8 protein-coding genes are annotated in these 14,082 nt (G+C 70.2%); 5 read left to right on the top strand and 3 right to left on the bottom strand.

Features of this window, described 5'->3' with window-relative positions:
- Nucleotides 1–64: 64 nt before the first annotated feature.
- Together rpsO and pnp are read left to right on the top strand one after the other, a co-directional pair.
- Nucleotides 65–325: a 30S ribosomal protein S15 gene (rpsO, locus tag MWN52_RS08075; protein WP_130519451.1), complete on the top strand. Its 261-nt coding sequence runs from the start codon at nt 65–67 to the stop codon at nt 323–325.
- A gap of 157 nt (nt 326–482) precedes the next feature.
- Nucleotides 483–2,588 (top strand): polyribonucleotide nucleotidyltransferase, encoded by a 2,106-nt coding sequence (pnp, locus tag MWN52_RS08080; protein WP_130519453.1) that lies wholly within the window; start codon nt 483–485, stop codon nt 2,586–2,588.
- Nucleotides 2,589–3,294: 706 nt separating this feature from the next.
- Here pnp and MWN52_RS08085 read toward each other — a convergent pair.
- Both MWN52_RS08085 and MWN52_RS08090 read right to left on the bottom strand, forming a co-directional pair.
- Nucleotides 3,295–4,647 carry a sensor histidine kinase gene (locus MWN52_RS08085; RefSeq protein ID WP_286577392.1) on the bottom strand — a complete coding sequence of 451 codons (1,353 nt, stop codon included), beginning with the start codon at nt 4,645–4,647 and terminating at the stop codon, nt 3,295–3,297.
- Nucleotides 4,644–5,348, bottom strand: coding sequence for a response regulator (locus MWN52_RS08090; protein WP_130522308.1), 705 nt, complete (start codon nt 5,346–5,348; stop codon nt 4,644–4,646). The genes MWN52_RS08085 and MWN52_RS08090 overlap by 4 nt, the downstream gene beginning before the upstream one ends.
- Nucleotides 5,349–5,475: 127 nt before the next feature.
- Here MWN52_RS08090 and MWN52_RS08095 point away from each other — a divergent pair, with 127 nt between their 5' ends.
- Nucleotides 5,476–6,807 carry a hypothetical protein gene (locus MWN52_RS08095; RefSeq protein ID WP_286577393.1) on the top strand — a complete coding sequence of 444 codons (1,332 nt, stop codon included), beginning with the start codon at nt 5,476–5,478 and terminating at the stop codon, nt 6,805–6,807.
- Here the strand turns inward: MWN52_RS08095 and MWN52_RS08100 are convergent.
- Nucleotides 6,791–8,188, bottom strand: a complete 1,398-nt coding sequence (locus tag MWN52_RS08100; protein WP_130519459.1) for a GntP family permease — start codon at nt 8,186–8,188, stop codon at nt 6,791–6,793. The two genes, MWN52_RS08095 and MWN52_RS08100, sit on opposite strands and share 17 nt — an antisense overlap.
- Before the next feature lie 176 nt (nt 8,189–8,364).
- On the opposite strand from MWN52_RS08100, the gene MWN52_RS08105 reads away from it, so the two are divergent.
- Complete coding sequence (locus MWN52_RS08105) at nt 8,365–10,581, top strand: TonB-dependent receptor (RefSeq protein WP_286577394.1); 2,217 nt, start codon at nt 8,365–8,367, stop codon at nt 10,579–10,581.
- A gap of 185 nt (nt 10,582–10,766) precedes the next feature.
- Nucleotides 10,767–14,072, top strand: a complete 3,306-nt coding sequence (locus MWN52_RS08110; RefSeq protein ID WP_286577704.1) for a PAS-domain containing protein — start codon at nt 10,767–10,769, stop codon at nt 14,070–14,072.
- The last annotated feature ends 10 nt before the right edge of the window (nt 14,073–14,082 follow it).

Here is a 14,082-nt window from a genome sequence, read left to right on the forward strand (position 1 = left end):
AGGCGGTGCGCGCGGAGGACAGCCCGCGTTCCTGCAGGTCGCGCATCAACCAAGAGAAATCGACATGTCCATCGACACCCAGAAAGTCATTGAAGACAACAAGCGCGGCGCCAACGACACCGGCTCGCCGGAAGTCCAGGTCGCCCTGCTGACCGCCCGCATCGAGATGCTGACCGAGCACTTCAAGACCCACAAGAAGGATCACCACAGCCGTCGCGGCCTGCTGCAGCTGGTCAACCGCCGCCGCAGCCTGCTCGACTACCTGCACCGCAAGGATGCCCCGCGTTATAAGGCCCTGATCGAGAAGCTGGGCCTGCGTCGCTAAAACCAGATGACCGACCGCGGCGCAGTGATGCGCCGCGGTTCGTTTTTTCCGGCGTCGGAAAAAGATGCACTGCAACATGGCCGCATACGGTGGCCGCCCGGGCACGGCAGGGGCCGTCGGCCGGGACAACCAGATTCGAGACTCTTAGGAAACCCACGTGGCAAAAATCACCAAGACCTTCCAGTACGGCAAACACACCGTCACCCTCGAGACCGGCGAGATCGCCCGTCAGGCCAGCGGTGCCGTCATCGTCAAGATGGACGACACCGTACTGCTGGTCAGCGCCGTCGCCGCCAAGAGCGCGCGCGAGGGCCAGGACTTCTTCCCGCTGACGGTGGACTACCAGGAGAAGTTCTACGCCGGCGGCCGCATCCCCGGTGGCTTCTTCAAGCGCGAAGGCCGCGCCACGGAGAAGGAGACGCTGATCTCGCGCCTGATCGACCGGCCGATCCGTCCGCTGTTCCCCGAGGACTACAAGAACGAAGTCCAGATCATCGCCACGGTGATGTCGCTAAACCCGGAGATCGACGGCGACATCGCCGCCCTGATCGGCGCCTCGGCCGCGCTGTCGCTGGCCGGCACCCCGTTCAAGGGCCCGATCGGCGCTGCCAAGGTCGGCTATAAGAACGGCGAGTACATCCTCAACCCGACCGTGTCGGAGTTGAAGGACTCGCAGCTGGAGCTGGTCGTGGCCGGCACCGCCAACGCGGTGCTGATGGTCGAGTCCGAGGCCGCGCTGCTGTCCGAGGAAGTGATGCTGGGCGCGGTGACCTTCGGCCATCGCGAGATGCAGAAGGTCATCAACGCGATCAACGAGCTGACCGTCGAAGCCGGCACCAAGCCCTCCAGCTGGGTCGCCCCGGCCAAGAACGAGGCGCTGATCTCGGCGCTGAAGGAAGCCGTGGGCAGCAAGCTGGCCGAGGCCTTCCAGGTGCGCGACAAGCTGCAGCGCCGCGACGCCATCGCCGCGATCAAGAAGGACGTCATCGAAGCCCTGGCCGGCCGTGTCGAGGCCGAGGGCTGGGACAAGGCCGAGCTGTCCAAGGAGTTCGGCGAGCTCGAGTACCGCACCATGCGCGACTCGGTGCTTGACACCAAGATCCGCATCGACGGCCGCGCGCTGGATACGGTGCGCCCGATCTCCGTGCAGGCCGGCGTGCTGCCGCGCACCCACGGCTCGGCGCTGTTCACCCGCGGCGAGACCCAGGCGATCGTGGTCACCACGCTGGGCACCGCGCGCGATGGTCAGGTGATCGACGCGGTCAGCGGCGAGTACAAGGACAACTTCCTGTTCCATTACAACTTCCCGCCGTACTCGGTGGGTGAGTGCGGCCGCTTCGGCGCGCCGAAGCGTCGCGAGATCGGCCACGGCCGTCTGGCCAAGCGCGGCGTGCTGGCCGTGATGCCGACCCTGGAAGAGTTCCCGTACACCATCCGCGTGGTCTCGGAGATCACCGAGTCCAACGGCTCCTCGTCGATGGCCTCGGTGTGCGGCTCGTCGCTGGCGCTGATGGACGCCGGCGTGCCGGTCAAGGCGCCGGTGGCGGGTATCGCGATGGGCCTGGTGAAGGAGGACGACCGCTTCGTGGTGCTGTCCGACATCCTGGGCGACGAGGATCACTTGGGCGACATGGACTTCAAGGTCGCCGGTACCTCCGAGGGCGTGTCCGCGCTGCAGATGGACATCAAGATCGAAGGCATCACCGAAGAGATCATGAAGCAGGCGCTGGAGCAGGCCAAGGCCGGCCGTCTGCACATCCTCGGCGAGATGTCCAAGGCCCTGACCAGCCCGCGCGCCGAGCTGTCGGACTACGCGCCGCGCCTGATCACCATCAAGATCCACCCCGACAAGATCCGCGAAGTGATCGGCAAGGGCGGTTCGGTGATCCAGGCGATCACCAAGGAGACCGGCACGCAGATCGACATCCAGGACGACGGCACGATCACCATCGCCTCGGTCAACGGCGCTGCCGGCCAGGCGGCCAAGTCGCGCATCGAGCAGATCACCTCGGACATCGAGCCGGGCCGCATCTACGAGGGCAAGGTCGCCAAGCTGATGGACTTCGGCGCGTTCGTGACCATCGCCCCGGGCAAGGACGGTCTGGTGCACGTCTCGCAGATTTCCTCCGAGCGCGTGGAGAAGGTCTCCGACAAGCTCAAGGAAGGCGACGTGGTCAAGGTCAAGGTGCTGGAAGTGGACAAGCAGGGCCGCATCCGCCTGTCCATGAAGGCCGTGGAAGAAGGCGAGGGCGTGACCGAATAATCGGTTGGCTATCGCTTGATTAGAGAAAGGCGGGCTTTGGCCCGCCTTTTTTTGTTTCTGTCTCGGTAAAGAGAGCGCGCGTTTTTGCGCTACGGCTTCGGAGGGGCAGCGTTCCGGCGGACGGGGGCCGCTTTTCCCTCAATCAGGGCATCCTGCCCTGATTCGGGCGCTCGGCTTCCTGCCTCGCGAGGCGCGGCCCCCGCCCGCCGGAACGCTGCCTCGCGCGTCAGGTCACAGGACTTCGGTTTACGGGTCGTGCCGCTCCTTCCCTTGTGCACAAAGCGATCAGTGAAGGGAGGGCTTCGACTTGAGGCCCCCTCCCTTTCGCCATAGGCGAAGGGGAGGGACGGGGAGGGGTCGGGGCTTTACCGGTCAAGCCACAGAAGCAAAAGCACCCCACCCCGGCCCTCCCCTTCGCTTTCGGCGAAAGGGAGGGGGCAGAGCGCTGCTCGATGCTTCGAGTTGGAAGAAGTCCTGATCTATTCGCCGCAGCGCCTCGATCTAGGCGGGCGTGCGGAGAGTGGGCCAGGGATGGTTCGCGGCGGCGAGTCCGCCATGGAGGGCGGACCGAGCCGAGGAGCTAGGTCCTGCCGGGTCGAAGTTGGTGGGTGAAGTCAGCTCACAGGCCCGAAGCCGTGCAAGTCGAAGACGAGGACGTGGCGCGGCCTCAGTGTTGGACCCGCGATGTGGCGATAGCGGCGACGCCTCAGCGCAGCGGCAGGCTGAGCGTGGCGCGCAATCCGTGCGGCGTGCGGTTGGCCAGCAGCAGCCGGCCGTCATGCGCTTCGGCGATGCGCTCGGCGATGGCCAGGCCCAGGCCGGCGCCGCCGGTCGTGCGGCTGCGTGAGCTTTCGAGGCGCTTGAACGGGGTGGTGATGCCGGCCAGCTGGTCTTCCGGGATGCCGGGGCCTGCGTCATCGATGTGCAGGTCGATCCGGTTGACGTGCGCTTCGATGCTAAGGCGTGCGCTGCCGGCGAAGCGCAGCGCATTGTCGAGCAGGTTGTCGATGGCGCGGTGCAGGGTGGTGGGGTCGGCCTGGAGGCGTGTATCCCGATTCGCCGGGATGAAGGCGACGGCCTGACCCAGCGAGACCCGGTCCGCCGCGATGCCTGCGACCAGGGCGTCGAGATCGACCGGCTGCAGCCGCGCCGGCTGTGCCTGGGCATGCGCGTAGGCGAGCATCTGCTCGATCATGGCGGCCATGCGGTCCAGGTCGCCGATCATGCGCTGGCGGTCGGCGCCGGGGACGAGCTCGGCGCGGATGCGCAGGCCGGTCAGCGGCGTGCGCAGGTCGTGGGCGATGGCGGCGAAGGCCTGCACGCGTTCGCCGGCATGCCGGGCCAGGCGGGCGTGCATGGCGTTCATGGCCTCGCCGACCGCGCGCAGCTCCGGGGGGCCGTCGAGCGGGAAGCCCGCGCCACTGTCCAGATCGCTGATCGCCGCCGCCCGCGCCAGGCGCTGGATCGGCCGGGAGAGCCGCCTGGCCGCGAACCACACCGGCAGCGCCAGCAGTGCCATCGCCACGCCGAACGCCGCCGTCATCCGCAGCCGCCAGCCCGCCAGCCGCTGGTCGATGGGCGTCAGCGTGCGCCAGCGTCCGTCGCTGCCCTGGATCGCCGCGGTGAAGGCGGGCAGCGAGGTGTCCATGCCGACCCGCGCATCGGCGTCGTAGCGCATCTGGAAGCCGCGCGCGTCGCTGTCCACCAGCAGGGTGCGGTCGCCGACCAGGACCACGCTCTGCCCGTTGCCGCTGGCCTTGCCCGCGCCCGCCGCGTCCAGCCAGCACGCCCGTACGCGCCCCGGCTGGGTACGTGCGGCCTGCGCCAGCGTCGCCTCCACCGGCGCGACGCGGGCACAGCCGGGCGGCGCAGCGCGCGGTTCGATCCTGAAGCGGCCGCCGTGCTGCCCGTCGAGGGCGGCCGCGGCCTCGCGCACGCTCATGCGGATGGGCGCGGGCGTGGGCGTGGCCAGGACGATGCCGAAGCACAGGGCGAAGGCGAGAGCCAGGGTGACCAGCGCCAGCGCCGCCACCTGGACCAGGATGGGCGGCGGCCTCATCCCCGCGTCACCGGCGCGCGGAAGCGATAGCCGAGGCTGCGCACGGTCTCGATCAGCGCAGCGCCCCCGGCCGCGGCCAGGCGCCGGCGCAGGCGGCTGACGGCCAGGTCGATCGCGCGGTCGAAGGGCCCTTCCGCTGCCTCGTGGGTCAGGTCCAGCAGCCGGTCGCGGCTGAGCACGCGGGTGGGATGACGGACGAAGGCCAGCAGCATCCGGGATTCCCCGGCGGTCAGTGCGAGCGTCGCGCCGTCGGGCGTGGTCAGGCGGTGGGCATCGGCCTCGAACACCCATCCGGAGAACAGATAGGGACTGGTCGGCGGAGCGGCGCGCGGCGCCTGCCGGCGCAGGATGGCGCGCACCCGGGCCAGCAGTTCGCGCGGGTCGAAAGGCTTACCCAGGTAGTCGAATGCGCCGACCTCCAGGCCGACGACGCGGTCGGTCACCTCGACCAGCGCGCTGAGCAGCAGGACCGGCGGGCCGTCCTGGCTCAGGCGCCGGCAGATCGACAGCCCGTCCTCGCCCGGCAGCATGATGTCCAGGATCACCAGGTCGGCCGGCTGGCGCTGCAGCAGCGCGTCCAGGCCGGCGGCATCGGCGGTGCCGCGCACCTCGAAGCCATGCCGGCCCAGGTAGGCGACGATGGCCTCGCGCACGCTGTCGTCGTCCTCGACCACGACGATCCGGTTGTCCTTGCCTGCCATGCGCCTCTCATAGAACCCAGACGTATCGGGATTGTGTCGCTATCGGCGGTGGCGATACAGGCCGGGCATCGAGGCGATACGGCGCGGCGCTGGGATGGCGGCCTCGTCCACTTCACTGGAGTCACCGATGAATCTGCGTGCGATGTTCCGTTCCCTTTGCTGGCTGGGCGTTGGCGGCGTTGGCGCCGTCTTCCCCGTACAGGCGTTGCCGATCACCGCGGACGCTCATGACGATCCGGCAGCGACCGCCGCGGCGGCCATCGCCGAATACCGGGTGCTGTGCCAGCGCGACCATGCGCGGCTGTGGGGCCAGAGCCTGTGCGGCCCGATCATGCTGGTCGAGCGCGACACGCGCACGCTGTTCGTGGACCGCGACGTGCCCGGGCAGGGCCTGCAGCGGCGGCGCGGCGTGTTCGTGGGCCAGTTGCCGGCGGACATCGGCATCGCCAACACCGCGACCGACTGGGCCGGGCAGCGCTGGACGATGCTGCAGCTGCCGCTCCCGCAGGACCGGCAGGCCCGCGCCGAACTGCTGATGCATGAGGCGTTCCATCGCATCCAGCCCGCGCGCCTGCCACCGCCCGTCGCGCCGCTGCCCGAGCACCTGGACCAGTTCGACGGGCGCGTCGGCCTGCGGCTGGAGTGGCGCGCGCTGGCGCAGGCGCTGCGCAGCCGCGGCGCGCAGCGCCAGGCGGCCATCGCCGATGCGCTGGCCTTTCGCGCCTGGCGGCGGCAGCGCTTCGAGGATGCGGCCGTGCGCGAGAACGCGCTGGAGATCAACGAGGGGCTGGCCGAATACACCGGCCGCCGCCTCGGCGACGCGGGCGATCCCGCCGTGTCGGCCATCGCCACGCTGGAGGACTACGACCACAGGCGCGGCTATGTGCGCAGCTTCGCCTATGCGTCCGGGCCGACCTATGGCCTGCTGCTGGACGCGCTGGCGCCGGGCTGGCGCCAGGGACTGCGGCCCGACAGCGACCTGGGAACCCTGCTGCAGCACGCCGCCGGCGACCCGCCGCTGCCCGATCCCGCCGTGGCCGGCCAACGCTACGGCGAGGAGGCGATCCGCCGCGAGGAAACCACGATCCGCGAGGCGCACGACCAGCAGGCCGCGCAGTGGCGCGCGCAGCTCGTGGACGGCCCGCGGCTGCGGCTGCCGCTGGTGCACATGAGCATCGAGTTCGACCCGCGCACCGTATTCCCCCTGCCGCCGCAGGGCACGGTCTATCCGCACGCGATCATCCGCGACGACTGGGGCACGCTGACGGTCGAGCGCGGCGTGCTGCTCGCTGGCGACTGGAAGTCCGCGACGGTGGCCGGACCAGCCAGCACGGTGGACGGCCGCAACCAGGGGCCGGGCTGGACGCTGGAGCTGGCGGCGGACTGGGTGCTGGCCGACGGGGTGGTGCGTCGTCGATCCGAGGCGCAGCCGCCGGCGCCGGCTACACCCAGCCGGTGAGGTAATACGCAGCGATCACCACGAACACCGCCAGCGTCTTGACCAGGGTGATGGCGAACACGTCCTTGTAGGACTGGCGGTGGCTCAGGCCGGTGACCGCCAGCAGGGTGATCACCGCGCCGTTGTGCGGCAGGGTATCCATGCCGCCGGAGGCCATCGCGGCCACGCGGTGCAGCACCTCCATCGGGATGCCGGCCGCCTGCGCGTTGGCGATGAAGCTGTCGGCCATTGCCGCCAGGGCGATGCTCATGCCGCCGCTGGCCGAGCCGGTGATGCCGGCCAGCGCGGTGACCGAGACGGCCTCGTTGACCAGCGGGTTGGGAATCGCGCCCAGTCCGTGGGCCACCACCAAGAAGCCCGGCAGCGCCGCGATCACCGCACCGAATCCATATTCGGATGCGGTGTTCATCGAGGCCAGCAGTGCGCCGCCGATCGCCGAGCGGGTGCCCTCGGCGAAGCTGGCCAGCACCGGCCTCCAGGCGAAGGCGATCACGCAGGCGATGCCGCACAGCAGCGCGGCCTGCACGGCCCAGATCGCGGCGACCTTGGAGACCTCCTGCACCACTGGCGCCGGGTTGCCGATCACCGCCGGCACGAATGAGGCGCTGCTCCCGTACCACTGCGGGATCCAGCGGGTGAAGGCGAAGTTGGCCACGCCCACCACCAGCAGCGGCAGGATCGCCAGCAGGGGGTGGGCCAGGCGATCGCCCCTGAAGGGTTCGGGTTCGTTGCGCAGCTCGCCGCCGTAACCCTCGCCGGCGCGCGCGGCGGCGCGGCGGCGCCATTCCAGATAGCTCATGCCCAGCACCAGGATGAACACCGCGCCCAGCGTGCCCAGCACCGGCGCGGCCCAGGCCGTGGTGCCGAAGAACGCGGTGGGGATGATGTTCTGGATCTGCGGCGTGCCGGGCAGCGCGTCCATGGTGAAGGTGAAGGCGCCCAGCGCGATGGTGCCGGGGATCAGCCGCTTGGGGATGTCGCTCTGGCGGAACAGCTCGGCGGCGAAGGGGTACACGGCGAACACCACCACGAACAGCGACACCCCGCCGTAGGTCAGCAGCGCGCACACCAGCACGATCGACAGCATCGCCCGCTGCGCGCCGACCACGCGGATGGTGGCCGCCACGATCGACTTGGAGAAGCCGGAGATCTCGATCAGCTTGCCGAACACCGCGCCCAGCAGGAACACCGGGAAGTACAGCTTGAGGAAACCGACCATCTTCTCCATGAACAGGCCGGTGAACATCGGCGCCACCAGCGAGGCGTCGGTGAGCAGCACCGCGCCGAGCGCGGCCACCGGTGCGAACAGGATGACGCTGTAGCCGCGGTAGGCCACGAACATCAGGAAGCACAGCGCGGCCAGCACGATCAGGAACGACATGGCACCACTCTCCAGCCGCCAGGACACGGCTTGCGCGGGGCGAGTATCGGCAGCGGCCGCATGGACGCGCTCCTGTACCAAGGTACAAGTGATGGCCCTGCGGCCGGTGCCTAGAGTTGCGCCCAACTTGCGGCGATCCCGCCGCGAGGTCGTACCCGGGGAGGAGGGGAATGACCATGAAGCGCAAGCACCTGTGCCTGGCGATCGCCGGCTTGTTGATGACGCCGGCCAGCGGCGCGTGGGCCCAGCAAACCGAACCTGGCCAGGCGAGCGAGGGCGCCAAGGCCACCACGCTCGACGCGGTCACCGTCACTGCGCGCAAGCGCGAGGAGACCCTGCAGGAAGTGCCGGTGGCGGTGACCGCGTTCACCCCGCAGGCGCTGGACAAGCTCAACATCCAGGACATCGGCGATCTCGATGCGCAGGTGCCCAACCTGACCATCTATGCCGCGCGCGGTTCCACCAGCACCGCGACCGTGTACATCCGCGGCGTGGGTCAGGCCGATCCGCTGTGGGGCGTGGATCCGGGCGTGGGCATCTACCTGGACGATGTCTACATCGCCCGACCGCAGGGCGCGCTGCTGGACGTGTTCGACGTCGGCCGCATCGAGGTGCTGCGCGGCCCGCAGGGCACGCTCTACGGCAAGAACACCATCGGCGGCGCCATCAAGTACATCAGCCGCGAGCTGCCCAAGCAGCTGGACGGCTACGCCCAGCTGACCGTGGGCAACTACGACCAGCTCGACTTCAAGGGCGGCATCGGCGGCCCGATCGGCGGCAGCGAGGCGCTGCGCGCGCGGCTGTCGGTGGCCAGCATGAACCGCGACGGCTTCGGCAAGAACCTGGTCAACGATCAGGAGGTCAGCGACAAGGAGATCAACGCCGCGCGCTTCCAGCTGGGCGCCTTCGCCAACGAGCAGTTCGATGCGCAGTTCGCGGTGGACTGGCTGGACGACCAGTCCGGCGTGCGCGGCGCCAAGCTGCTCAAGGCCAATCCGCTGGCGCCGGCCTATCCGCCGCTGTCCAGCCGCTACGACATCCGCAGCGGCATGCCCAACGTCAACGACACCACGGTCAAGGGCGCCTCGGCCACGCTCAACTGGCGGCCCAGCGCCGACTGGGCGGTCAAGTACGTGATCGCCAAGCGCGAGTCGGATACCGATACCAATATCGACTTCGACGAGACCCCGCTGAAGCTGGTCGACGTGCATGCCGACTACTACGACCAGCAGGTCAGCCACGAGCTGCAGGCCAACTACGATGGCGGCGGCCGCGCGCGTGGGGTCATGGGCCTGTACTACTTCGACGGCGAGGCCGGTGGCCAGGTCCGCAACTACTTCTCCAATCCCTACCTGCCCAGGTCGCTGACCAATCCGCTGTTCGGCGACACCCAGGGCAAGGTGCTGACCAAGAGCGTGGCGCTGTATGCGGACTGGACCTTCGATCTGACCGACAAGCTCAAGCTGGACGTGGGCGCGCGCTACACCGACGAGGACAAGCACGCCATCGCCCTCAACCGCTTCTACACCAGCGACAGCTACACCACCTCCTGGGGCACGGCGGCCAACTTCGACAAGACGGTGAACTTCAAGAACGTCTCGCCCAAGCTGTCGGTCGATTACCAGTTCACGCCCGACCTGATGGCCTACGTCTCGGCCTCGCGCGGCTTCAAGTCCGGCGGCTACAACATCCGCGCCAACACCACCGCGGTGCCGCGCTCGGGCCAGCCCTTCGACGACGAGCAGGTGGACAGCTACGAGATCGGCAGCAAGATGGGGCTGCTGGACGGCCGCGCCTTCCTCAACCTGGCTTACTTCTACAACAAGTACAAGGATATCCAGCTCTCGGTCTTCACCCAGTACCAGTTGCCCAACGGCAGCTATAGCTTCTTTGGCGACTTCACCAACGCCGGCAAGGGCACGGTGCAGGGCGTGGAGGTGGAGTACCAGTTCCTGCCGACCCGGCACTGGCTGATCAGCGGCAACCTGGCCTGGCTGGATGCCAAGTACGACGAGTTCATGAGCGGCGGCGTCAACATCGCCAAGACCCAGTACTTCACCAACGCGCCCAAGTACTCCGGTGCGCTGAACGTGGAGTGGCGCACCGATCTGGCCGGCGGCGGCAACCTGTCCGCGCGCGCCACCTACAGCTACCAGAGCGAGGTCTGGCCCACCACCGACCTGTCCAAGGAGATCCGCCAGGATGGTTACGGCCTGCTGTCGGCCGGCGTGATCTGGAAGCTCGACGACGCCTGGAGCCTGTCGCTGCAGGGCACCAACCTGACCGACAAGGCCTACCGCACCACCGGCTACAACATCGCCGCCTACGGCGTGCTGACCGGCTTCTACGGCGCGCCCCGCCAGGTGCAGGCCAGCGTGCGCTACGACTTCTGACCGCTGCGTGGTCAGGGTCGAACGACGGGCCCGGCGCAAGCCGGGCCTCGTCCATCCGGGGCAGGGCGCTGGCGGTATGCTCGGCCGATGGGGAGGCAGGACACATCGCGGGCGCGCGCCGCACGGCGCTGGTGCGGGCAGGGTGCGTCGGCTGAGCGGTGCCCATGCGCCTGGGTGAGGCGCCCATGCTGAGCATGTGGATGGTGGCGCTGGCCGGGCTGGCGTGGCTGGCGCTGATGTTCGGCACCGCACTCTATGGAGAGCGCCATCCGGCGGTGCTGGCGCGGCGCTGGCGCCACGTCTACGCGCTGTCGCTGGCGGTGCATTGCACCTCGTGGACGTTCTACGGCACGGTGACCCAGGCCGCGCGCTACGGCTGGCCGCTGCCGCCGACCTTCCTCGGGGCGATCCTGCTGTACGCGCTGGCGGTGGCCTTTATGGTGCGCCTGGTGCGGCTGGCGCGCGAGACCAACGCCACCTCGTTGGCCGATCTTATCGCCACCCGCCTGGGCAAGGATGCGTGGCTGGCGGCGATCGTGACCGGCGTGGCCGTGCTCGGGCTGGTGCCCTACGTGGCCCTGCAGCTGCGCGCGGTGACGATGAGCGTGTCCACGCTCACCGGCAATGTGGCCCATGCCGACCAGGTGCCCGCGCCGCTGCGCGACGGTGCCCTGTACGTGGCGCTGGCGATGGCGGTGTTCGCGATGCTGTTCGGCACGCGCCGGGCGAATGCGGCCGAGCACAACCGCGGGCTGGTGCTGGCGATGGCGTTCGAGTCGCTGTTCAAGCTGGCGGCGATGCTGGCCCTGGGCGCGTTCGTCTGGCTGGGGCTGGACGTGGACTGGACGCGCGCGGCCAGCGCCGCACCGGTGCCGGCCGCCGATGGCTTCGTGCCGCTGGTGCTGCTGGGCGCGCTGGCCATGTTCATCCTGCCGCACCAGTTCCATGTGGCGGTGGTCGAATGCCGCGACGAGCGCGACGTGGCCACCGCGCGCTGGCTGTTTCCGCTGTACCTGCTGCTGATCGCGCTGCCGGCGTTGCCGCTGGCGCGCGCCGGCAGCCTGCTGCTGGGCGGGCATGTGCCCTCGGACATGTACGCGCTGGCGCTGCCGTTCGCGGCCGGGCACGCGGGCCTGGGGCTGTTCGCCTTCCTGGGCGGGCTGAGCGCGGCGACCGGCATGGTGGTGATCAGCACGCTGACCTTGAGTCTGATGATCGGCAACCACTGGTTCGCGCCCGGCCTGCTGCGCGGTGCCTGGCTGCGCGGGCAGGGCGAGGATCGCCGCGGCGAACTGCTGACCCTGCGCCGGGTGGGCATCGTGGCGATCATGCTGCTGGCCTGGGCCTACAACCGGCTGATCGGCGGCAACGACGCGCTGGCCGACGTGGGCGCGGTGTCCTTCTCCGCGCTGGCCACCCTGGTGCCGGCGCTGTGCTTCGCGGTGTGGCGCCCGCAGACGCCGCCACGCGCGGCGCTACTGGGCCTGCTGGCGGCGTTCGCCACCTGGGCATGGGTGATGCTGGTGCCGATGCTGTGGCCGGCGGACGCGCCGCTCTGGCGGCATGTGCCGCGCGTGCTCGCTCCGGCCGGGCTGTTCGGCCTGACCGGCTGGAGCGCGCTGGGCCGCGCGGTCGGCGCCAGCCTGTTCCTGGGCGCGCTGGTCACGCTGGCGGCGACCGGCTGGCGCCAGGCGCCGCGCGGCAGCGCACGCCGGCTGGACCGCGCCGCGCTGCGCGAGGCCGGGCGGCGCTTCCTCGGCCACGAGCGTATCGAACACCTGCTCGCCGGCGCGCCCGACGCCGGGCCGGTGCCGCTGGCCACCGAGCAGCGCATCGAACGCGAGCTCTCCGCGGTACTGGGCTCGGCCTCCACGCGCCTGCTGCTCAACGCCGCGCGCAGCCAGGCCGGCGAGCTGGATACCGTGGCGGCCATCGTCGGCGAGGCCTCGGCCGACCTGCGCTTCAACCAGCAGGTGCTGGAGGCGGCGCTGCGCAACATGAGCCAGGGCATCAGCGTGGTCGATCGCGAACAGCGGCTGGTGGCTTGGAACCCGCGCTATGCGCAGCTGTTCGGCTTCCCGCCGGAGCTGCTCCAGGTCGGCCGGCCGATCGCCGATCTCACCGCCTGGGCCTTGCAGCGCATGCCCCACCGCAACAGCGCCGAGCATGCGCTGGACCGGCGTCTGGCGTTCATGCGCGCCGGCACCGCGCACCTGACCGAGCGCGTGTTCCCCGACGGCACCATCGTCGAGATCCGCGGCAACCCGATGCCCGGCGGCGGCTTCGTGGCCACCTACACCGATGTGACCGACTCGCGCCGCGCCGAGGCCGGGCTCAAGCGCGCCAACGAGACCCTGGAGCAGCGCGTGGCCGAGCGCACCGCGCTGCTGGAGCGCGCCAAGGCCGAGGCCGAGCATGCCAACGATGCCAAGAGCCGCTTCCTGGCCGCCATCGGCCACGACCTGATGCAGCCGCTGCACGCCGCGCAGCTGTTCACCGACGCACTGGCCCAGCGCACGCCCGCGCAGGACCACGACACGCTGCGCCAGTTGGCCGGCTCGCTGGAATCCACCCACGACCTGCTCAGCGGCCTGTTGGACATGTCGCGGCTGGAGGCCGGCGGCCTGGTGCCGGCGCCGCGCGACTTCCCGCTGTCCGAACTGCTCGATCCGCTGGCCGCGCAGGTGCGCGCGATGGCGGCCGAGAAGGGCCTGCGCCTCTGCTATGTGCCCAGCCCCGCCTGGGTGCGCAGCGACCCGCAGCTGCTGCGTCGGATCGTGCAGAACTTCCTGGTCAACGCGGTGCGCTACACCGCGCGCGGCGGGGTGCTGCTGGGCACGCGGCGCGTCGGCGCGCGGCTGCGCATCGTGGTGTACGACAGCGGGCCGGGCATCGCGCCGGAGCAGCAGCGGCTGATCTTCGAGGAGTTCCGGCGCGGCCAGGACGCCGGCGGCCAGGGCCTGGGGCTGGGCCTGGCCATCGCCGAACGCATCGCCGGGCTGCTCGACACGCCGCTTTCGCTGCGCAGCGCGCCGGGCCGCGGCACCGCCTTCGGCGTCGAACTTGTGCGTCTGCCGGCGCCGCGCGCCGCGGTGCGCGGACAGGGCGCCCTGCCGTTGGCCGGCCTGCGCGTGCTGGCGGTGGACAACGACGAGGCCGCGCTGGCCGCCCTGGCGGCGTTGCTGCAGGGCTGGGGCTGCGAAGTGGCCACCGCCGCCGACGAGGCGCAGGCGCGTGCGGCGTTGGCGCATGCGTCGGCCGCGCTGTGGCTGTTCGACTATCACCTGGATCGGGGCGACACCGGTGTGGCCCTGCATGCGCGCCTGTCCGAGGCCTTCGGCGCGCGCCCGTGCGTGCTGCTCTCGGCCGACGCCTCCGGCGCGGTGCGCGACGCCGCGCGCGCGGCCGATCTGCCGCTGCTGGCCAAGCCGCTGCGGCCGCTGGCGTTGAAGTCCGTACTCGACCGGCTGCTGGCCGCGCGAGCGGGTTGAACACCGCGGC

Origin of the sequence: Pseudoxanthomonas winnipegensis (assembly GCF_030322905.1) — a bacterium.
Lineage (GTDB): Bacteria > Pseudomonadota > Gammaproteobacteria > Xanthomonadales > Xanthomonadaceae > Pseudoxanthomonas_A > Pseudoxanthomonas_A winnipegensis.